Annotated in this window: 18 protein-coding genes and 1 pseudogene; 9 read left to right on the top strand and 10 right to left on the bottom strand. The window is 70.2% G+C overall.

Features of this window, described 5'->3' with window-relative positions:
- Positions 1-339: 339 nt before the first annotated feature.
- The gene (locus ACFV9T_RS32845; RefSeq protein ID WP_385446145.1) at positions 340-1,248 is read left to right on the top strand and encodes a DNA-3-methyladenine glycosylase family protein; all 909 of its coding nucleotides are present in this window, start codon (positions 340-342) and stop codon (positions 1,246-1,248) included.
- A gap of 15 nt (positions 1,249-1,263) precedes the next feature.
- On the opposite strand, the gene ACFV9T_RS32850 is transcribed toward ACFV9T_RS32845, so the two are convergent.
- Positions 1,264-2,364, bottom strand: a complete 1,101-nt coding sequence (locus ACFV9T_RS32850; protein WP_385446146.1) for a sugar phosphate nucleotidyltransferase — start codon at positions 2,362-2,364, stop codon at positions 1,264-1,266.
- Positions 2,365-2,435: 71 nt separating this feature from the next.
- A complete protein-coding gene (locus ACFV9T_RS32855) occupies positions 2,436-3,878 on the bottom strand; it encodes a peptidoglycan recognition protein (protein WP_385446147.1) in 1,443 nt (480 codons plus the stop codon).
- Positions 3,879-3,995: 117 nt separating this feature from the next.
- Between ACFV9T_RS32855 and ACFV9T_RS32860 the strand changes: the two genes are divergently transcribed.
- The 4 genes from ACFV9T_RS32860 (at position 3,996) to ACFV9T_RS32875 (ending at position 9,700) form a co-directional block, all read left to right on the top strand.
- Positions 3,996-4,739: a TIGR03089 family protein gene (locus ACFV9T_RS32860; RefSeq protein WP_385446148.1), complete on the top strand. Its 744-nt coding sequence runs from the start codon at positions 3,996-3,998 to the stop codon at positions 4,737-4,739.
- A 222-nt stretch (positions 4,740-4,961) separates the two neighbouring features.
- Positions 4,962-6,083, top strand: a complete 1,122-nt coding sequence (locus ACFV9T_RS32865; RefSeq protein WP_385446149.1) for an LCP family protein — start codon at positions 4,962-4,964, stop codon at positions 6,081-6,083.
- 232 nt (positions 6,084-6,315) lie between these two features.
- Positions 6,316-8,004 (top strand): LCP family protein, encoded by a 1,689-nt coding sequence (locus ACFV9T_RS32870; protein WP_385446150.1) that lies wholly within the window; start codon positions 6,316-6,318, stop codon positions 8,002-8,004.
- Between the two features lie 70 nt (positions 8,005-8,074).
- On the top strand, positions 8,075-9,700 hold the full coding sequence (locus ACFV9T_RS32875; protein ID WP_385446151.1) for an LCP family protein: 1,626 nt from the start codon (positions 8,075-8,077) through the stop codon (positions 9,698-9,700).
- Positions 9,701-9,758: 58 nt separating this feature from the next.
- Here the strand turns inward: ACFV9T_RS32875 and ACFV9T_RS32880 are convergent, their stop codons facing one another.
- Positions 9,759-10,778 carry a glycosyltransferase family 2 protein gene (locus ACFV9T_RS32880; RefSeq protein ID WP_385446152.1) on the bottom strand — a complete coding sequence of 340 codons (1,020 nt, stop codon included), beginning with the start codon at positions 10,776-10,778 and terminating at the stop codon, positions 9,759-9,761.
- A 225-nt stretch (positions 10,779-11,003) separates the two neighbouring features.
- Between ACFV9T_RS32880 and ACFV9T_RS32885 the strand changes: the two genes are divergently transcribed.
- From ACFV9T_RS32885 to ACFV9T_RS32895, 3 genes are all read left to right on the top strand, one after another.
- Positions 11,004-12,440, top strand: a complete 1,437-nt coding sequence (locus ACFV9T_RS32885) for an LCP family protein (protein ID WP_385446153.1) — start codon at positions 11,004-11,006, stop codon at positions 12,438-12,440.
- An 82-nt stretch (positions 12,441-12,522) separates the two neighbouring features.
- Positions 12,523-14,448 carry a serine/threonine-protein kinase gene (locus tag ACFV9T_RS32890; RefSeq protein WP_385446154.1) on the top strand — a complete coding sequence of 642 codons (1,926 nt, stop codon included), beginning with the start codon at positions 12,523-12,525 and terminating at the stop codon, positions 14,446-14,448.
- The gene (locus ACFV9T_RS32895) at positions 14,445-15,227 is read left to right on the top strand and encodes an FHA domain-containing protein (RefSeq protein WP_385446155.1); all 783 of its coding nucleotides are present in this window, start codon (positions 14,445-14,447) and stop codon (positions 15,225-15,227) included. Before ACFV9T_RS32890 ends, ACFV9T_RS32895 begins: the two co-directional genes overlap by 4 nt.
- A gap of 80 nt (positions 15,228-15,307) precedes the next feature.
- Here ACFV9T_RS32895 and ACFV9T_RS32900 read toward each other — a convergent pair whose 3' ends face one another.
- The 7 genes from ACFV9T_RS32900 to ACFV9T_RS32930 all read right to left on the bottom strand — a co-directional run bounded on the left by ACFV9T_RS32900 (position 15,308) and on the right by ACFV9T_RS32930 (position 19,596).
- Positions 15,308-15,529 (bottom strand): DUF397 domain-containing protein, encoded by a 222-nt coding sequence (locus ACFV9T_RS32900; RefSeq protein WP_358615900.1) that lies wholly within the window; start codon positions 15,527-15,529, stop codon positions 15,308-15,310.
- Between the two features lie 232 nt (positions 15,530-15,761).
- Complete coding sequence (locus ACFV9T_RS32905) at positions 15,762-16,874, bottom strand: radical SAM protein (RefSeq protein ID WP_385446156.1); 1,113 nt, start codon at positions 16,872-16,874, stop codon at positions 15,762-15,764.
- Positions 16,875-16,898: 24 nt separating this feature from the next.
- Positions 16,899-17,438, bottom strand: a complete 540-nt coding sequence (locus ACFV9T_RS32910) for a class IV adenylate cyclase (protein WP_385446157.1) — start codon at positions 17,436-17,438, stop codon at positions 16,899-16,901.
- A gap of 102 nt (positions 17,439-17,540) precedes the next feature.
- Complete coding sequence (locus ACFV9T_RS32915) at positions 17,541-18,389, bottom strand: helix-turn-helix domain-containing protein (protein WP_385446158.1); 849 nt, start codon at positions 18,387-18,389, stop codon at positions 17,541-17,543.
- A 26-nt stretch (positions 18,390-18,415) separates the two neighbouring features.
- Entirely contained in the window at positions 18,416-18,946 is a 531-nt protein-coding gene (locus tag ACFV9T_RS32920; RefSeq protein WP_385446159.1) for a DUF6879 family protein, read from the bottom strand.
- Positions 18,921-19,178: a hypothetical protein gene (locus tag ACFV9T_RS32925; RefSeq protein ID WP_385446160.1), complete on the bottom strand. Its 258-nt coding sequence runs from the start codon at positions 19,176-19,178 to the stop codon at positions 18,921-18,923. The genes ACFV9T_RS32920 and ACFV9T_RS32925 overlap by 26 nt, the downstream gene beginning before the upstream one ends.
- 85 nt (positions 19,179-19,263) lie before the next feature.
- Positions 19,264-19,596, bottom strand: coding sequence for a hypothetical protein (locus ACFV9T_RS32930; RefSeq protein WP_385446161.1), 333 nt, complete (start codon positions 19,594-19,596; stop codon positions 19,264-19,266).
- A 156-nt stretch (positions 19,597-19,752) separates the two neighbouring features.
- Between ACFV9T_RS32930 and ACFV9T_RS32935 the strand changes: the two are divergent.
- Positions 19,753-19,926: pseudogene (locus ACFV9T_RS32935) on the top strand (helix-turn-helix domain-containing protein); the annotation flags it as partial.
- Positions 19,927-19,931: the final 5 nt, after the last annotated feature.

Genomic DNA, 19,931 nt, shown 5'->3' on the forward strand with positions numbered 1-19,931 from the left:
TATATTTTTGGCGCCACCGCCGAAGAACGTGGGGTGGGCCGGGAGTAGGCGCCACAAATACACGTCGTCGTCCAGGCCCCCACCCCTGCGACCCCGCCCCCTCCCGCCGGTGGCCCCAAACCCCGGCCCGGTCCCGTCCCGTTGTGGGCAATCGTCCCGCCGGGGGGCACCTCCCAGCGGTAGCTGGGGGAGGGACGGGTGGGCACAACCCACCCACCGGCCCGCACCCGGCCACGAAACCCCCTGCCCACCCCGGGGCCCGGGGTGCCCCCGGTTTCGGGGAGGGGCGGATCAGGGGAACAGCGAAACCGACCGCCCCCCTGGGCTTAGGGTGGCGGCGTGGTGGGACGTCGTGTGTGGGTGCCTTCCTGCGCGTACGACCTCGCGCGGAACCTCGGTGTGCTGCGGCGCGGGCCGGGGGATCCGGCGTTCCGGGTCGACGCGGACGGGGCCTTCTGGCGGGCCAGCCGGACCCCGCACGGTCCCGGGACCGTGCGGATCGCGCGGGACGGCAAGGGAGTCGAGGCCCAGGCCTGGGGGCCGGGGGCCGAGTGGCTGCTCGACCACCTGCCCGGGCTGCTCGGCGCCGACGACGATCCGTCCGCGTTCACCCCACGGCACCGGCTCGTCCACGAGGCGCACCGGCGGAATCCCGGGCTGCGGCTGATCCGGACCGGGCTGGTGCTGGAGTCGCTGATCCCCTCGATCCTGGAGCAGAAGGTCACCAGCGACGAGGCGTACCGGGCCTGGCGGTTGCTGCTGCAGCGCCACGGTGAGCCCGCGCCGGGGCCGATGGAGCGCATGCGGGTGATGCCCGATCCGCGCGCCTGGGCGCTGATCCCGTCGTGGGAGTGGCACCGCGCGGGGGTGGACGGCAAGCGCTCGGCGACGATCCTGCGGGCCGTACGGGTCGCCCGGCGGCTGGAGGAGGCCGCGTCCATGGATCTCGACGCCGCCTCACAGCGGCTGCGGCTGATCCCGGGCATCGGCCCCTGGACGGCGGCGGAGACCCTGCAGCGCAGCAACGGCACGCCGGACGCGATCACGGTCGGGGATCTGCATCTGCCCCGTATGGTCGGCTACGCGCTCACGGGTGAACGCGGTACGGACGACGCGGCGATGCTGGAGCTTCTCGCGCCCTACGCCGGGCAGCGGCACCGGGCGGCCCGGTTGATCCTGCTGTCGGGCCGGGCCGCGATGCCGCGGCGCGCACCGCGCTTTGCGGTGCGCGACTTCCGGGCGATGTAGCGGCAGGGCACAGCTCTACTGGTCGGACGAGAAGCGGACCGCGCCCGGTGGGATGTCCACGTCGCACCACACCCTCGCGCCGTCGCAGAGTTCGTTGTCCGGGCCCACCAGGGCGCCGTCGCCGACGACCGCGCCGTGCAGGACCGTACGGGCGCCGACCCGGGCGCCCGCGCCGATCAGGGAGTCGCGGACCTCGGCGCCCTCTTCGACCACCGCGCCCTCCAGCACCGTGCTGCCGTCGATGCGCGCGCCCGCGCCCACGTGGGCCTGCGGGCCGATGACCGTGCCGCCGGTGAGCTTGGCGTCGCCCGCGACGGTGGCGGATTCCAGGACGAGGCGGTCGCCGCAGCGGCCCGGGACGGCCGGGGAGGGGGCGCGGCCGAGGACCAGGTCGGCGGAGCCGCGGACGAAGGCCTGCGGGGTGCCGAGGTCGAGCCAGTACGTGGAGTCGACCATGCCCTGGAGGTGGGCGCCCGCGGCGAGGAGGCCGGGGAAGGTCTCGCGTTCGACGGAGACGGGCCGGTCGGCCGGTATGGCGTCGATCACGGAGCGGTTGAAGACGTACGCGCCCGCGTTGATCTGGTCGGTGACGATCTCCTCGGGGGTCTGCGGCTTCTCCAGGAAGGCGGTGACCCGGCCGTGCTCGTCGGTGGGCACGAGCCCGTACGCGCGCGGGTCGGGGACCCGGGTGAGGTGGAGGGAGACGTCGGCGCCCGTCCGGCAGTGGGTGTCGACGAGGGCGCGGATGTCGAGGCCGGTGAGGATGTCGCCGTTGAAGATGAGCACCGGGTCGTCGGGGCCCGAGCGCAGCCGGGAGGCGACGTTGCGGATGGCGCCGCCGGTGCCGAGCGGCTCCTCCTCGGTCACGTACTCCAGGTGCAGACCGAGGGAGGAGCCGTCGCCGAAGTACGGTTCGAAGACCTCGGCCAGGTAGGAGGTGGCGAGCACGATGTGCTCGACCCCGGCGGCGCGGGCGCGGGCGAGTTGGTGGGTCAGGAAGGGAACGCCAGCCGCCGGGACCATCGGCTTGGGAGTGTGCACCGTCATGGGGCGCAGCCGCGTTCCCTTGCCGCCGACCAGGAGGATCGCTTCTGGCGTTGCTGGCGCTTTGGTCACGTAGTCTCTGCTTCCTGCTCGGGCTCGCCGGTCGGCGGACCAGTGTATGCAGAAGCCCGGACCGCGCCTGGTCAGCGCCCCTGGAGCCGGGCGGCTGTGCTGCGTACGGAGCCGAGCTTGCTGTAGAGGCGCTTTCCGGGGCACTCGGTCGCGAAGCCGTCGCGGTGTCCGGAGATGACGCGCAGCTTCACGTTGGCGCCCTTTTTGTACTTGTTGCCGCCGCCGGACACCAGATGGGTGGTACCGCGTGGATTCCGGTTGAAGATGCCGAGTTTCCACGCGGTGAGCTTGGCGATGGCCTTGACGGCCTTGGCGGAGGGCTTCTTGGCGGAGTACGTACCGAGGACGGCGACGCCCATGCTGTTCTGGTTGAACCCGAGGGTGTGCGCCCCGAGTACGGCTTTGGTGACGCCTCCTGAGCGGCCTTCGTAGATGTTTCCGCACTTGTCGATGGTGAAGTTGTAGCCGTAGTCGCGCCAGCCCATGCTCTGGACGTGGTAGCGGTAGATACTGCGCAAAACGGAGGGGACTTGGGCACAGGTGTAGCTGTTGCCCGTCACGGTGTGGTGGATGAAGGCGACTTTGACGGTCTTGCTGTAGACGTGGCCGCTCTCGCGGATCTTCTCGTCGGCGCCCCATCCGGCGCGGGTGACGATACGCGGCCGGGGTGCGGTGTGGCGGGCGGCGCTGGACTCGGACTGGTCGGTGGGGAGTTGGGTGGTCCCGGACGGACGCGGAGTGGGCGCCGTGGGCCGGGGGGTGGGCCGGGCCGTGGGGGACGCGACGTCGCCGGTGGGGTGCGGGTGCGGGTCCGGGTGCGGAACGGCCGTGGGGTGCGAGTGCGGAACGGCCGTCGGGTGCGGATGGACCGGCTGTACGGGGGTGGGGTGGGCCGGGGGCGGGGCCGGGGCCGGGACGGCGCCGGGGTCGACGAGTTCGAGGCGTAGCCCGGCGGGGAGGGTGGCCGGAACCGCTCCGGCGGGTGGTGCGGCGGCGCGCACGCGGGCTTGCACGCCGTCGGAGTCGCCGACCCACAGCGGGGCGGTGCCACCGCGCGGGCCCCCGCCACCGCCGTCCGTGGCACCACCATCGGCGGCACCGCCGTCCGTGGCGCCGGACTCCGCGGCACCGCCGTGCGCGCCACCAGGGGCCGCGGCGGGAGCCGGGTCGGGGCCGTCGTCGTGGTAGACCCGGAGGTCGCGCCAGGCGGACCACACACCGGTGCGGGCGGCGCGGGTGCGCACCTGGATATCGCCGCGGAGGTCGGCGGAGGCGTCGTTCCAGACGACGCCGACGAGGGAGAAGGGGGCCACGTCGCGGGCGGCGAGCGCGCGGTCGCCGCCGGGGGCGGCCAACCCCCGGTCGAGACCGGCGGGTGGGAGGAGGGGCAGCGACTGGGTGCTGCCCACGGGGCCGGTGCGGTCGGCCCGGGCATGTGCGGTGCCCAGGGCGGACGGAAGGGCGAGGGCGGCGGTGCACACGACGCCGACCGAGGACGCAAGGAATCCACGCATGATGAAAATCCTGTGCATATCGTGACACAAGTGTCTATTCGGACGCGCGGTGAGCGCCCGACTGGAAGAGTCGGGCGACCCCCTGGCGCGGCGTGTCGGGCGCGTACCCTTGCGCGGATGAACGCCACCGATCGCGCCCCCGCCGACCTGCTGCGATCCGCGCTCGCCGCGGATCCCGCGCGCCCCCTCGTGACCTTCTACGACGACGCCACGGGCGAACGCGTCGAACTCTCCGTGGCCACGTTCGCCAATTGGGTGGCGAAGACCGCCAATCTGCTGCAGGACGATCTGGCCGTGGCCCCCGGCGACCGGGTCGCGCTGCTGCTGCCCGCCCACTGGCAGACCGCGGTGTGGCTGCTGGCCTGCTCGTCGGTCGGGGTCCTCGCGGACGTCGGCGGCGATCCGGCCGCGGCCGATGTGGTGGTGAGCGGGCCGGACACCCTGGAGGAGGCGCGCGCGTGCTCCGGGGAGCGGGTGGCGCTCGCCCTGCGCCCCCTGGGCGGCCGGTTCCCGCAGCAGCCGCAGGGGTTCGCCGACTACGCCGTGGAGGTGCCGAGCCAGGGTGACCGCTTCGCTCCGTACGCCCCGGTGGACCCGGACGCGCCCGCGCTGGCGGTCGGCGGTCTGGAACTGACCGGCGCGGAGCTGGTCGAGCGGGCGCGCGCGGACGCGGCCGGGCGCGGGCTCGCGCCGGGCTCCCGGGTGCTGTCGGGGCTGCCGTACGACGACTGGGAGGGGCTGTCGTACGGGCTGTACGCGCCGCTGGCGGCGGGCGGCTCGGTGGTGCTGTGCCGCCATCTGGACCAGTTGGACGAGAAGGCGCTCGCGGAGCGCCGGGAGAGCGAGCGCGTCACCCTGTAACGGCCCTTCGTCCCCCACGCCCCCACGGCCCGGCCGTCCGCCCGACCCCCGTCCGGCGGACCGCTGGGCCGAGCCCGCGCGCCCCGGCGTGCACCCCGCGCGATGATCGACGGATACGTACAACCATGTGCGGGGTTCGCATGTCTGTCCCAATGATCGGCCCAGCACGCGATACCGCTCCCGTCCGCTGCCGGGCGGGAGGCGGAGTGGGAGGACGCGGACGTGACGACTGACGGCCAAGAGCCCGCGCCGGGGCGAAGACGCCGCTGGCCGCGCGTGGTCGCGCTGGGCGCGACCCTGCTGGTGCTGTCGGCCGCCGCGACGGGGTGGTGGTTCTACGAACGCCTCGACCGCAACATCCGCACCGACACCCGGACCGCGGACGAGCTGAAGAAGTACGAGGCCGAGCGGCCGGTGTCGGTCGTGCGGGACGCGCAGAACATCCTGGTGATCGGCTCCGACGACCGGAGCGGCAAGGGAAACAGCAAGTACGGCCGGGACACCGGCACCCAGCGCTCGGACACCACGATCCTGCTGCACCTCCAGGCGGGCGGTAAGAGCGCGACCGCGGTCTCCATCCCGCGCGATCTGATGGTGGACGTGCCGGGCTGCGACCGGCCGAAGGGCGGCGGCCGACTGGCGCCCCGATTCGCCCAGTTCAACTGGGCGTTCGAGTTCGGCGGCGCGGCCTGCACGATCCGTACCGTGGAAAAGCTGACCGGGATCCGGGTGGACCACCATGTGATCGTGGACTTCAGCGGCTTCAAGAAGCTGGTGAACGCGGTCGGGGGCGTCGAAGTGTGCCTCACGGAACCGGTCGACGACGACGACGCGCATCTGCGGCTTCCCTCGGGCCGTCAGACCCTGCACGGGGAGAAGGCGCTGGGCTTTGTCCGCGCCCGCTACTCGATCGGTAACGGCAGCGACACGGAGCGCATCGCCCGGCAGCAGGAGTTCCTCAGCTCCCTTGTGAAGAAAGTGCAGAGCAATGGTGTGCTGCTCAATCCGGCGAAGCTGTATCCGGTGCTCAGCGCGGCGACCTCCTCGCTGACCACGGATCCGGGTCTGGACACCCTCAAGGACCTGTACGGACTGGTGCGCGGGGTGCGGGACATCCCGCGCGAGAAGATCCGTTTCCTGACAATTCCGCGACAGCCGTATACGTACAACAAGAACCGTGACGAACTCGTCCAGCCCGATGCCGACCGGTTGTTCAAGCAACTCCGCCTGGATCGCCCGGTGTCGGTGACCCGAGCCGTCACCGCCGGCCGCGGCGAGGACCCCAAGGGCATGGAGCGCACTCCGTACCAGGGGACGACGGCGGCCCGCGACATCTGCGGGTAATGGGCCGCCATAGGGAAGGGCCCGGACTCGTGAAGAATCTCGAAAGGATTGGGCAGATTGCCCAGTTGTAGGGAAGTGGAATTTGTCACCGGCGTCGCTTGACGCGGATCCGGGCGGATAGTGTGAGCGATCCGGTGCGCTCCTAGATGTGACCGCGCACTGTATATGAAGACGGACCGAGCGCCTTGAGGGGGAGGCGCCCGCGTGGCACCGACGGAGGACACAGGCGACCGTGGACGCGCAAGGCCCTGGGCGGGACGGTGACATCGACCCCGCCGACCAGTGGGTGTTCGACCCGAACACCGGCAACTATGAGCTGAGGCTGAACCCTGCGGGGGAGACGGCCTCGGCCGCCGAGCCCCACCCGGCCCCCAGAACCACAGGCCGTCGTCGCACCCCCGAGTCCGAGCCGCGGGGGCGCAGGAGGGCGGCGGGGAAACGGGAGCCGGAGAAGGCGGCGGCTCCCGCGAGCAGGAGAAAGCCGAAACCGAAGAAGACGAAGACGAAGAAGGCGCTGTACTGGGGCAGTGGCACCCTGGCCTTCGTGCTGGTCGGCGGCTCGGCCGCGGCGTACTTCGTCTACCAGCACCTCAACGGCAACATCAGCAAGGTCGACATCGGCGAGAACAACGCCGCGGTCACCGACGGACCGATGAACATCCTGCTCATCGGCACCGACCGGCGCGACGGCAAGGGCAACGAGGGCTACGGTGACGCGGGGAGCGTCGGCCACGCCGACACCACGCTGGTCATGCATGTCTCCGGGGACCGCACCAACGCGACGGTGCTGTCCATTCCGCGCGACATGGTCACCGACATCCCGGACTGCCCGACCGTGCAGAAGGACGGCTCGAAGAAGATCATCCCGGGCCAGTCGGAGGTGCGCTTCAACACCAGCCTGGGCCAGGAGGGGCGCGACCCCGGCTGCACCATGAAGACGGCCGAGAAGATCACCGGGCTGGACATCACCCACTTCATGATGGCGGACTTCAACGCCGTCAAGTCGATGTCCACGGCGGTCGGCGGGGTCGACGTCTGTCTCGCCAAGGACATCGACGACCCCAAGTCGCATCTGAAGCTGTCGGCGGGCAACCACAACATCAAGGGCGAGGACGCCCTGGCGTTCGTACGGACCCGGCACTCCGTGGGCTTCGGCGGCGACCTGGACCGGATCAAGCTGCAGCAGCAGTTCCTCAGCTCGATGATGCGCAAGATGAAGGGGAACGGGACGCTCAGCAGCCCCAGCAAGATGTGGGGCCTGGCCAACACCGCGACCAAGGCGCTCACCGTGGACACCGGCATCGGCACCGTCGACAAGCTGGTCTCGCTGGGGAAGGCGCTCAGCAAGATCGACCTGAAGAACATGACCTTCACGACGGTTCCGGTCGTCGACAACACCGACGGAGCGACGGTGCTGCTCGACCAGACCAAGGCCGAGCCGCTGTTCGAGATGGTCCAGCAGGATGTGTCGCTGACCGAGGTCAAGAAGAAGGAGAAGGCGGCCAAGGACAAGGAGGCCGCCCGCCTCAAGGGACCGAAGGCCGACGCGGCCGAGGTCCGGGCCAAGGTGCTGAACGGCAGCGGGCAGACGGGGGCCGCCCAGGAAACCCTCGACTGGATGCAGAACACCGAGGGGATGCCGCTCACCAGCAACGGCGGAAACGCTCCGGCAGATCTGGAGAAGACCACTCTGGAGTACGCTCCCAACCAGGCGGACCAGGCGCGCCGGCTGGCCGACAGCATGGGGTTGCCCGCGTCCGCGATGAAGGAAGGCACGAAGGACGCCGCCCCCAAGGCGGAGATGACGCTGACGCTCGGCGCGGACTTCAAGGGCGCGGGCACTCCCATCTCCGGTCCGGCCAAGGCGCCGAAGGATATTCAGAAGGTCGAAGCCGACGACAAGAACGTCTGCGCCAAGTGACCACCCCCGGCCCGTCGGAGCGCCCTCGCCCATCGGTCCGGACGAGCGAGGAAGTACGGGGAGGGGCCCGATGCGGCAGAGCAGTGTGCGGGGGGAGGGGCGGCGGCAGGCCGTACCCGAACCCCGCGGCACCGGTGAGGGTGACAGCCCGCCCGGAACGAAAGGCCCCGCGTCCAGTGGCGCGGGGCGCCGCCAGGGCGGTCAGCGGAAGACGGCCAAGGGCGGCCGGGGGTTACGCGTGGTGCGGTGGAGCGCGCTGGCGCTCGCCGTGCTCGTGTTGGGCGCGGCAGCCGGCGGTTACCTGTACTACAACCATCTGAACGAGAATCTGAAGAAGGAAGCGCTCGACCTCGGCGACAGCAAGCTGGGCAAGCCCGAGCCGAACGCCAACGGCCAGACCCCGCTGAACATCCTGCTCATCGGTTCGGACAGCCGTAACACCGCGGAGAACGTACGGCTCGGCGGCGCCAAGCAGGACGCCGACCGCAAGCCGCTGGCCGATGTGCAGATGCTGGTGCACGTCTCGGCCGACCGCAGCAACATGTCGGTGGTCAGCATTCCGCGCGACACCCGGGTGACCATCCCCCGGTGCACCGACCCGGACGGCGGGCGCGTCTACCCGAAGACCGAGGCGGCCATCAACCAGTCGCTCCAGCACGGCGGTCCGGGCTGCACGGTCGCCACCTGGAAGGAACTCACCGGCATATACATCGATCACTTCATGATGATCGACTTCGGTGGGGTGGTCTCCATGGCGGACGCCGTCGGCGGCGTCCCGGTGTGCGTGAAGGACAACGTCTACTCGCACGACAGCAAGGGCCATGGCTCGGGGCTGCGGCTGACCAAGGGCACCCACTCCGTCAAGGGCGTCCAGGCCCTCCAGTGGCTGCGGACCCGCTACGGCTTCGAGGACAACACCGACATCGGCCGGGCCAAGGCCCAGCACATGTACATGAGCTCGATGATCCGTCAGCTGAAGAAGGGCACCAAGCTCAGCGACCCGGGCAAGCTCATGGACCTGGCGGAGGCGGCCACCGACGCGCTGACCGTCGACCACGGCCTCGGCGACGTCAAGAAGCTCTACAACCTGGGCAACGACCTCAAGCGGGTGCCGACGGAGCGCACCACCATGGTCACCATGCCCTGGCAGTACAGCGCGAACGAGCAGTTCGTGGAGCCCAAGCCCGGTGACGCCGAGCAGACCTTCTCGCTGCTGCGCAACGACACGGCGCTGGACGGCAAGGACAAGAAGAAGCCCGACAAGACCCCGGCTCCCACCCAGCCCAAGGGCGAGGTCCCGGTCGTCGTGCAGAACGGCACCGCGTCCATGGTGTACGGGCCGGTCTCCGGCAGGGCCGGTGTGATCACCAATGAGCTGGTACGGCTCGGCTACGGCAAGGCCGCCGCGAACACCGTGCTCATCTCGCAGGCCGACACCACCGTGTCCTACCCGAGCGAGGCCGAGCAGGGCGACGCGCTCGCCGTGGCCAAGGCGCTGGGGCTGCCCAAGAGCGCGGTGAAGTCGTCGAAGTCGGTGGAGGACGTGACCGTGGTGGTCGGCAACGACTGGCGGGCGGGCACGACCTATCCGAAGGCCTCGAAGACCGAGGACGACAAGACGCCGGAGAGCGCCGACGCGCTCAACGGCGAGGACAAGAAGGCGTGCATGACGGTCAACCCGGACTACACGTTCTGAGGAGCTGTACGACGAAGGGGCCGGACCGCCTGGTCCGGCCCCCTGTGCGTACGGCTGTCTAGCCCTGCGCCATGACCGCCGGGCGGCGGCTCGCGATGACCTTCTTGGCGAGCGCCTTCGGGCTGGTCAGGAAGCCCCAGCCCCACGACATGTGCATGGTCGCGAGCGCCAGCGGGATCCGTACCCGGGCCCCCGCCGGAAGCCCCTTGCCCGCCGGGAGCGAGCCCGCGGCGATGGCCGCCAGATAGCCGCCCGGGATCAGGAAGCCCCACGGGGAGACGGCGGCGCCCACCACGGTGCCCACCGCGATGGCCACCACGGCGGTCGGCGGGGCGAGGTAGCGGGCGTTGATCGAGCCCTGGTGGAAGCGGGCGACGACATGACGCCAGCGCCCGTAGTTCCGGTACTGCTTGGCCAGCTCCCGCACGTTCGGCCGGGGCCGGTACGAGACCTTCAGCTCGGGCGAGAACCAGACCAGACCGCCCGCCTCGCGGATCCGGAAGTTCAGCTCCCAGTCCTGGGCGCGGATGAACTCCTCGTTGTAGCCGCCCTGCCGCTCCAGCGCCTCACGGCGGAAGACGCCCAGGTAGACGGTGTCGGCGGGGGCCGCGTCGCCGCCGGTGTGGAAGGCGGCGTTCCCGACGCCGATCTTCGAGGTCATGGCGGCGGCCACGGCCCGCTCCCAGTCGTTCTCGCCCTCGGCGTGCATGATGCCGCCGACGTTCTGCGCGCCGGTCTCCTCCAGGAGCCGCACGGCGGTCGCGATGTAGTTCGGCGAGAGCATGCCGTGCCCGTCGACCCGCACCACCACGGGGTGGCGGGACGCCTTGATCGCGGCGTTCAGCGCGGCCGGGGTGCGGCCGGTGGGGTTGGGCACGGTGTTCACCCGCGGGTCCTCGGAGGCCAGCTGGGCGGCGATCTCTTCGGTGCGGTCCGAGGACGGGCCGACCGCGATCACCACCTCCATCTCACCGTCGTACTCCTGCTCCAGGATGTGCCGCACGGAGTTGCGCAGATGGCGTTCCTCATTGAGCACCGGCATGATCACGGAGACGGCCGGGAGCTGACGCGGGTCCATGGCACCTCGGGGTTTCTGGGGACGGGGCCCCAGGAGACTGCAGTAGCGGGCCCACGGTACCGCGAATGGCGGCACCGGAACGCGCCGCCCGGGTGGCAGCGGGCGGTACGGGCGGCGTGGGGCGCCGGGTCGCTCATCGTATGGCCCTACCGTGACAGCGGTTCCGACCCGCCAGCGCCCCGCCCGGGCCCGTCCCGCCGGGCCCGTTCACGGAGGTCTCCTTCGGTGAGTGCACCGGCCCGATCGACGCGCCCCCGCCCCCGGCCCCGCTCCGGCCGCCGCCGTCGCTGGGGGCTGCGGATCGCCCTGTTCGTCGCGTGCCTGGTGCTGGCCGTCAGCGCCATCGGGCATCTGCTGGTCCGGGAGCTGGAATCCGGCATCCACCGGGTGGACGCCTTCGGCGGCCTGGACAACCGGCCGAAGAGCGCGGGCGGCGGCGTCAACTTCCTGCTGGTCGGCACCGACGGCCGGTCCAAGATCACCCCGCAGGAGAAGGCGCTCTACCGGCTCGGCGGGGCGCCCTGCCGCTGCACCGACACGGTCATCCTGGTCCATCTGTCGGCGGACCGGCGCCGGGCCTCCGTGGTCAGCCTGCCGCGCGACTCGTACGCCGTGATCCCCGCGTACACCGACCGCGCCGGGAAGCCGCACCGCGCCCATCCGCAGCGGCTCAACGCCGCGTACGCCGAGGGCGGGCCCAGCCTGACCGTACGCACCGTCGAGCACGCCACCGGGGTGCACATCGACCACTACCTGGAGGTCGACTTCACCAGCTTCATGAGGACCGTCGACGTGGTCGGCGGGGTGAAGGTGTGCACGTCCCGGCGGCTCAAGGACGACCACACCGGCCTCGACCTGCCGCCCGGCACCCATCTGCTGCGCGGCGGCGAGGCGCTGCAGTACGTACGCTCCCGCCACACCGACGGCACCTCCGACCTCGGCCGGATCCAGCGCCAGCAGCGCTTCCTGGCCTCGGTGCTCCACCAGACGACGGCGGGCGGCATCCTGCTGAACCCGGTGCGGTTCAACGCCGTCGCCACCACCCTGCTCGGCTCGGTCCGCGCCGACCACGGCTTCGGCGCGGAGGACCTGATGGCGCTCGGCCGGGCGATGAACGGCCTCACCCCGGCGTCCTCCGAGTTCGCCTCGGTCCCGGTGATCCTGCCGGGGAAGCCGCTCAAGGGCGTCGGCTCCACGCTGCACTGGGACCGGCCCAAGGCCGAGCAGCTGTTCGCCGCCATCCGCGAGGACCGGCCGCTGACCACGCACCGCGCGAAGCCCAAGGCCACCGTGGTCGACGTGGCCCCGCAGCAGGTACGGGTCCATGTGCTCAACGGCACCGGGACGGCCGGGCTCGCCCGGCGCGCGGACCGGGCGCTGCACGCCACCGGCTTCGCCACCACCGGCTCCCCCGCCGACGCGGCCACCAAGGACCTGGCGCGCACGGTCATCACATACGACCCGGTCTGGAACCGCTCGGTCCGCACCCTGGCCGCCGCGCTGCCGGGCGCGCAGCTGAAGCCGGTGAAGGGGCAGGGCGGAGTCATGCAGGTCACGGTCGGCGCGGACTACAAGGACGTACGCCCGGTACGCACCGAGGACCCGCGCCGGGACCGGCCCGGCATCGCGGCCGTCACCGGCGACGAGGTCGCGTGCGCCTAGCGAAGCACTATTCAGCCGCGTGACGGCTGAAGTACTCTCCGTGTCCTGACCAAGGCGGGGCGCGGGGTACGGGGGTTTACGGGTGAAGGCAGGAGCCGGGGACAGGATCGCGGGCCGGTATCTCCTCCAGGAGCCCATCGGCAGAGGCGGCATGGGCATCGTCTGGCAGGCCCACGATGAGCTGCTGGACCGGCGGGTGGCGGTCAAGTGCGCCCGCCCGGACGACGAGCGCGCGGCGCAGCGGCTGAAGAAGGAGGCGCGCAACGCGGCGCGGCTGCACCATCCGAACATCGTCTCGGTCTTCGACTTCGTCGAGGGCGGCTTCGGTGACGGGGACGACGTCTGCTGGATCGTCATGGAATACGTGCCCGGCGCCAGCCTCGCGGACCTGGTGCGGGAGCGCGGCCCGCTCGCCCCGGAGGAAGCGGCCGCCATCGGCTGCCAGATCGCGGCAGCCCTGGCGAAGTCCCACGCCGAGGGCGTGGTGCACGGCGACGTCACCCCGGAGAACATCCTGGTCACTGCCGACAGGGTGGCCAAGCTGACCGACTTCGGCATCTCCCGGGCGCTGTGGAGCGAGGTCACCATGACCGTGACCGGCGGGGTGCAGGGCAAGCCGCCGTATCTGCCGCCCGAGGTGGCGCGGGGCGGCACGGCCGACCGGAAGTCGGACGTCTTCTCGCTGGGCGCGTCGCTCTTCGCGGCGGTCGAGGGCCAGTCCCCGTACGGGGAGGCCGCGCACCCCATGGCGTACGTGGCACGGGCCATCGACGGCTCCATCGGGACCGCGCACCGGGCCGGGCCGCTCGGCGAACCGCTCGCCGCGCTGCTGGAGGTGGAGCCGAAGCAGCGCCCCGCCGCGACCAAGGCGCTGCGGCTGCTGCGGCAGGCCGCCCCCGGCGCGCAGTTCCCCCCTGCGGCGGAACTCCACGCGCCGCACCGTACTCTCCGCACCCTGCGGCTGCTGTCTCCGGCGGTCGGCCGCACCTGGCGCCGCCCGGGACGCGGGGTGGTGATCACCGCGACCGCGCTTGTCACCGCGGCGGCCCTGGCGACCGGGCTGGCCCTCTTCGGCCCCTGGTCGGGCGGCTCCTCCGACGAGTCCCACGGGTCGCCGGGCGACGGCGGAGGTGGCGAGGCGAAGGCCCCGGCCGCCGGGCGGGCGGGCACCATCGGCGACCCCCGCACGGCCGACCCGTGCAGGCTGCTGGACGCCGCGTCGCTGAGCCGCTTCGGCGAGACCGAACTCGACCCGGACTACGGGGAGGTGGACCGCTGCGACGTCCTCGTCCACGGCGACGACGGCCACGATGTCGCGGACGTACAGATCAACTTCAACGGCGATCCGGCCGAGCCGGGCGACGAACGGCCCGCCAGAAGGATCGGCAATGTCACGGTCATGACGTCCCCGCGCGACGGCGACGTCTGTGAGCGCACCATCGCGGTCGCCGACCGCAAACAGATCCGGGTGATCGCCAAGCGGTTCAGCGCCTCCGCCCCCGACCCGTGCGCCCTGGGCGACGCGGCCACCGATCACGCGGTCTCGGTGCTGGACCGCGGCCAGGTCCCGCGGCGCGCCTCCGTGCCGAACGCGCGCTCCCTGGCCCGGTCGAACGCGTGCGCGCTGCTCGACGCCACCGCACTGCGGCGGATGCCCGGTGTCGACGCGCACCCCTCGGACCCGGGCTTCGGCAACTGGGCGTGCGCATGGGAGGACAGCTCGGGCGACGCCGGAGTGGAGGTGGAGTTCGACCGGAGCGCTACGTTCGACATGGACGACGGGCGGCCCGCAGTCCTCGCCGGGAGAAAGAGCACCGTAACGCCGGACGACTACGGCGACGGCACCTGCGTCGTACGGACCCTCCACCGCTCGTACCGCAACTCCCTCGGAGACCCCACCGTCGAGCTGCTGACGCTGAACACATACGGACCGCAGTCGTCCGCGACGCTCTGCCGCACCGCGAAGGCGCTCGCCGCCGCGGCCGCGAAGAAGCTCCCGAAGCCATGACCGCGCCGAGCCCCCTCCGGGCGCTGCCCGCCACCCACGGCAGCCTCGCCCGCGGCGTGACCTCCCCGGTGCCCGGCACCGTCTTCGCCCTCGCCCTCACCGGCGGCATGCGGCTGGGCCCCGGCGACGGCCGCGAGCTGATCTTCGGCCGCAACCGGCCCGAGGTCCATGTGTGCCTGGGCGAGGACGACGCCCAGGTCAGCCGCCGCCACGGCAAGCTCACCCACCACGCAGGCCGCTGGTGGGTGACCAGCACCGGCCGACTGCCCCTCCGCATCCCGGCCCGGCTGCTGTTCACCGGCGAGGACCCCCTCCCCCTCGCCACCGGCTACACCCCGCTCTTCGTCCGTGGCTCGGGCGACCGCGAACACCTCCTGGAACTCTTCGTCACCGGCCCCGAGGACGCGCCACCCGCCCCACGCCCCGGCGACGTCACCCGCCCACCCCGGGTGTGGGTGCTCACCGAAGACGAGAAGCTCGCCCTCGTCGTCCTGGGCCAGCGCTATCTCCGCCACGAACCCCGCCCCCAGCCCCTCACCTGGAAGCAGACCGCCGAACACCTCGCCGAACTGCGCCCCGGCGCGGGCTGGCGCGAGAAACGCGTCGAGCACCTGGTCAACCGGGTCCGCACCACCCTCTCCCGCGACGGCGTCCCCTGGCTGACCCGCGAGGAGGTCGGCGAACCGGTCGGCAACGCCCTCAACGACCACCTGATCCGAGCCCTGATGCTGTCGACCACCCTGGTCCCCCCGGACCTGACCCTGATCGACTCCGTCTGATCGCAGGCTCTGGTCCACCCATGCGGACGACCCGCCTCCGAATGCCGTGGGGGCGGGCCGTCGTTGTGCGTGTGGCGCCCCTACTCGACGCTGCCGAACTCCCCCGAGGCAGCGGCGGCGGCGAACGCGGACAGCGCCTCGCGGGGGAACAGCAGCGCGGGGCCGTTCGGGCGCTTGCTGTCCCGGACGGCCACCGTCTCGGCATCGACGACGCCGCACTCGACGCACTGCGCCCCGCTGTCGCTGAACGAGGACTTCCACCACGTCACCGGGAGGGCGGAGGCGTCGTCTACATGGCTCATGTGTTCTTCCTTATCTCTGCGATCAGATCAGCCGATGCCTCGACCGAGAGCGCGGCGGAGGTAGCAGTCGTTCGAATCGGCCGGAGTGCGGGCGCCGCCGCGCGGCTCGGGTGCGGCCGCCATCATTTCGCCCACGCGTGAACTGGTCCACCCGCGCCACTGGCTTGACGCGGCGTGCAGCGACACATCGTTCGTGACCCGGGTTTAGCCCGTTACGCGCCGACGACGCCGTCTACGCCGCTTCTCGGATCTGAGATCTGTGCTCCATGCGCAGACGCAGCAATTCCTGATCCCTCAGGTAGCGGACTTCATCACGGATCTTGCTCATGACGAACTCACCAAGCGTCGTACAGAGATCCATTCGCTGAATGCACACACCGACCATGAAGGGGCCGTTCCTCGCCCGGTAGAGTCGGATTCCGTAGTACCCCTCCTGGCAGTCGGTGCCGTTGTTGAAGCGGCAGACCGCGCACGTCCCGGGAAGCCGTACGGGACGAATGGATTTGGCGTAGAGGGTGCGCCCGTCCGGCAGGCGGTACCGCGTGCGCTGGTCCGAGGTGCCCGCCGTGAAGATGTGGCGTACCGGCACGGCACCCAGGGTGTCCAGCACCTCTCGCATCGCAGCCAGTGACGACCCGCCGTCTTCGAGATTGACGAGCATGCGGACCACGACATTCCGCCCATGGTCCTCGATGACCCGAAGGACTCTCGGCACATGGCTCCTGTCCGGCACCACCAGGTTGGCCGACACCTTGATTCCGCATTTCTGCGCAGTCTCAATGGTTGCGTGAAGTGCGGAGATTTTCCGTTGCGCAAGCTCGGCGGAAGCGAAGCGCGGTGCTTGCACGGCGGCCAGTTCGTCGGCGGTCGTGCCGAATACGGACAGGTTGACGCGGTCGAGTCCGGCCTTCGCGCATTCTTCCAGTACGGCTGCACCGTTTTCGCCGTTGGATGTCAGGCCAACGATCAGCCCGAGTTGGCGGGCTCTGGCGACCAGGTCTGGCAGCTTAGGATGGAGAGTAGGTTCTCCGCCGGTGAAGTGGACTTCATTGGTCTCCACGGCGCCTCGTATGGCGGCCAGGGCCAGAGCGAAATCAGCGTCGGGTTCGATCCGTGCGGGCAAGAAGTTCGCCCCGTTGGTGGGCAGGTAGATGGAGACTCGCCCCGTCTTGCCGGACGCACCGCTGAATTCCTCCGGTCGGCGCCCGATATTGTCGGCGGCGACCGGCGTTCCCTCGTTGTGGCAGAAGCCACAGGCCAACCCGCAGGCGTCAATAATCTTCACGCGTACGGTGCGGTCCGGCACCACCGAAACCGGCAGAGCGGATAAGTCTTCCTCGTACACAGGAGTCCTCTCGCAGAGGTGCCCTCAATCCGGGAAACGCAGGTCCTTGATCTGCGTGAGATCGATGCCGTACCGGGCGTAGATCCCGAGGGTGTTCGCGCCGGTGAGGCTGCCCGGGTCCAGCCCGAGAAGCTTGGCCGTGGAGGTTACTTCCTCGGTGCTGTCGCCTTCGATCTCCAAGTAGGGAGGGATGAGCGGCCAGGAGTCGATCTCCAGGCGTACCCCCTCCAGAACGTACGAGGTCCGCCGGTTCTCCTGATATGCCTTTGCGGTGAATCCCATCAGATTCAGGAGAGCGTGGGTGTCCTCGAAACTGGATACGGCCACTTCCTCCTCGCGAGTGCCGTCGATAGCGTCGGACGTGATGTGTTTGACGCAGAGCGTGACCTCGGAGCCGGTGTCTCGTAACCGGATCCATCGCCCCTGCTCGCCGGGGACGATGTCGTACACATGTCGGCGCATCAGACGGTCGGCCACATGTGCACCGCCACGCTGCCTGATCGTCGCGGTGATGGCCGCGACGTCGATGCCCAGCGCCCTGCCCTCGAACTCGGTGGTACCCATGGTGTGGTCGTCTCCGCCTCGTCGCACCAATGCCTCGGTTGCCAAGACGTTAGGAGGCGCGGGAGTCGGCGGGCCATGTTCTTGCATGAGATTGCACACGAATCACCGAAGCTTATTGATCGCCTCAGTGATCAGGGTCCGGGCGTCCGAGCCGTAGACGGCGATCTCGGCCAGTTGGGAGAACGCGTTGGCATACACGGCGATCTCGCTGGGGGCCGACACATTCACCGCGGCCGTCAGCAGTTCGACACTCACCTGATGGTCATCGAACAGATAGAAGGCCTCCAGCGGCCACACGCGCCGCTCGGCGGTGAACGGGATGATGCCGAGGCTGACGTTGGGAAGCGCCATCACCGCCAGCAGATGGCCAAGCTGGCCCGCCATCGTGCCGGAGTCACCGATCCGGTACCGCAGCACGGTCTCTTCCAGGAGCAGCGCGAAGGTGTGGCACCCCTCGTGCACGACCCGTGAGCGCTCGATGCGTGAGGCCGCTGCCTTCGGTGAATCGTCCGGGGTCTCCTGGAAGGCGGCAATCGTGGAGAGCAAGGCCGTCGCGTACGCCTCGGTTTGCACCATGCCGGGGACGACATTCGAGCAGTACACCCGGAAGTTCCGAGTGCGCTCGTACAGCGGTACGACGTCCTCCTGCGCACGGCGCATTCCGTGCCGATGCAGTTTCTTCCACTGCACGTACATGTGGTCGGCCTGGCGGTTCGCCGCGACCAGGTCGTCCGCCTGGTCCTCCGCTCCGCATGCTGTGCACCATGCGCGGATGTCGGCGTCGGAAGCGGGAGTCCTGGCTCGCTCGATGCGAGACGACTTCGCGGGACTCCAGCCGCACCGGAGAGCCAACTCGTGCCCCGTCAGCTCCGCGTCTCTGCGCAACTCCCCAAGGCGAGCGGCCAGAACCGCACGGGCGGCCTGGGCGCTGGAGGAGGGGGACGCGGACATGAGTCGACTCTTCGGTGCTTCGCTGATCAGACCGTGTACTTCTCGTGTGGAATGCCGCGCTCCCAGACCGCCTCGAACGCCGACCCCGCCAACTGGACCACGGCCTGCTCGGTACGTACCTCCCAGCCGGGCTCGGACCAGTTGCCACTCCCGGAGAAGTGATTGAACAGGACGGCCTGGTCGTCGAACACCCAGCAGTCGTTCCCGGGCAGGGCGAGGTCCGACGCCTGCCGCCGGGGAAGCCACCGCACCTGTTCCCCCGCGTGGAGGTTGACAACGGTCCCGGCGTGCTCGTACCGGATGTATTCCGTGACGGGCTCGGAGACGATGCGAGCACGGCGGACGGCCACGCCTCTGGCCACCGTGGAACGCATCAGAGTGGCCCAGGGGGACCAGTAGGCGGACGCGGGGTCCACATCACGTCGCCCGGTACGTTTCCACGTCTCGAAGTCCTCGGCTTCGTCACCCACGCCATACACATCCCGCATCTCCAGGTGCAGGGCCGTGTGCTTGGCAGAGGCCAGCAACTCCTCAAAGCCCGGCTCGTTGAGCGACATCGCACGCCTCCCTCAGCACCGGCACCATGCGGAATGGAATCCGGATCACAGCTTCGTGCGCGGGAATCCCGGGCAGGTGCCCCGGAGCTTCGAACGCGGCGCAGCGCGCCGTCAGCTCCTCGTCCGGCTTCCAGCCTTGAAGCACCAGTTCGCCCTTCTCCTCGTCTACCCAGATGGTGGGGGAGCCCTGCTGACCCGTGTCCGGATCAATCCCGATGAACCGCAGTGCCATGGCTGCCTCCGGTGTCGAGTGGCTTACGCCAACTTGCACGAGCTTCGCTGGGACGGTCACCCCGCGTCAAGAGCGTGCGAACAGCTCAGGGGTTGCCGCCGCGTTCACCGACGCCTGGCTCGGCGGCGTCGGCGTACGCGGGCAGGCGTGCGCCCCGGCTCTCTGCCACCCGAAGTACGTCGCGCAATGCCTCGCACAGCCGCTCCGCCAGAAAGCGGACTTCTCCGGCGTTCGCCTTGCGATCACTCAGCAACGAGGTGGCGTGACCGAGGAGTTCAGAGCCCATGGCCAGTTGCAGGGTCTCGATCTCGTCTGCCCTGCGGCTCAGGCGGGTGTTGCCGCCGTCCGTCGCCAGGAAGCACGGCTTGCCCTCCGGGGTAGACCATGGCAGCAGTCGCAAGCCCTTGATGTCGTTCACGTTTTCGGCTCCTCAATAGCTGTTACGTCATGCTCCGGGACGTGGTCACGTCTCGGATGCTTTGTGCTCAGCTATCGTTGAGTTTCCGCTGCTTACGCGGGAGTTGACCGGCATTGACGATGTCGAGAGGAATCAGTCAATGACAAGGGGTTCACTGTGAGTGACTTTGCGGATCTCGCTCGCCGGGCGCTACGGGACAGTGGCTATTCCATGTGTGCGGCTGCCCGCGCCCTCAATTACGACGTCGCCTACCTCTCGCGTGTCCTGAACGGGAAACAGAGGCCTTCCGAGAAGCTGGCAACGGCGCTTGACCAACTCGTCGGGGCTGGGGGAGC

Origin of the sequence: Streptomyces sp. NPDC059850 (assembly GCF_042731515.1) — a bacterium.
Classification (GTDB): domain Bacteria; phylum Actinomycetota; class Actinomycetes; order Streptomycetales; family Streptomycetaceae; genus Streptomyces.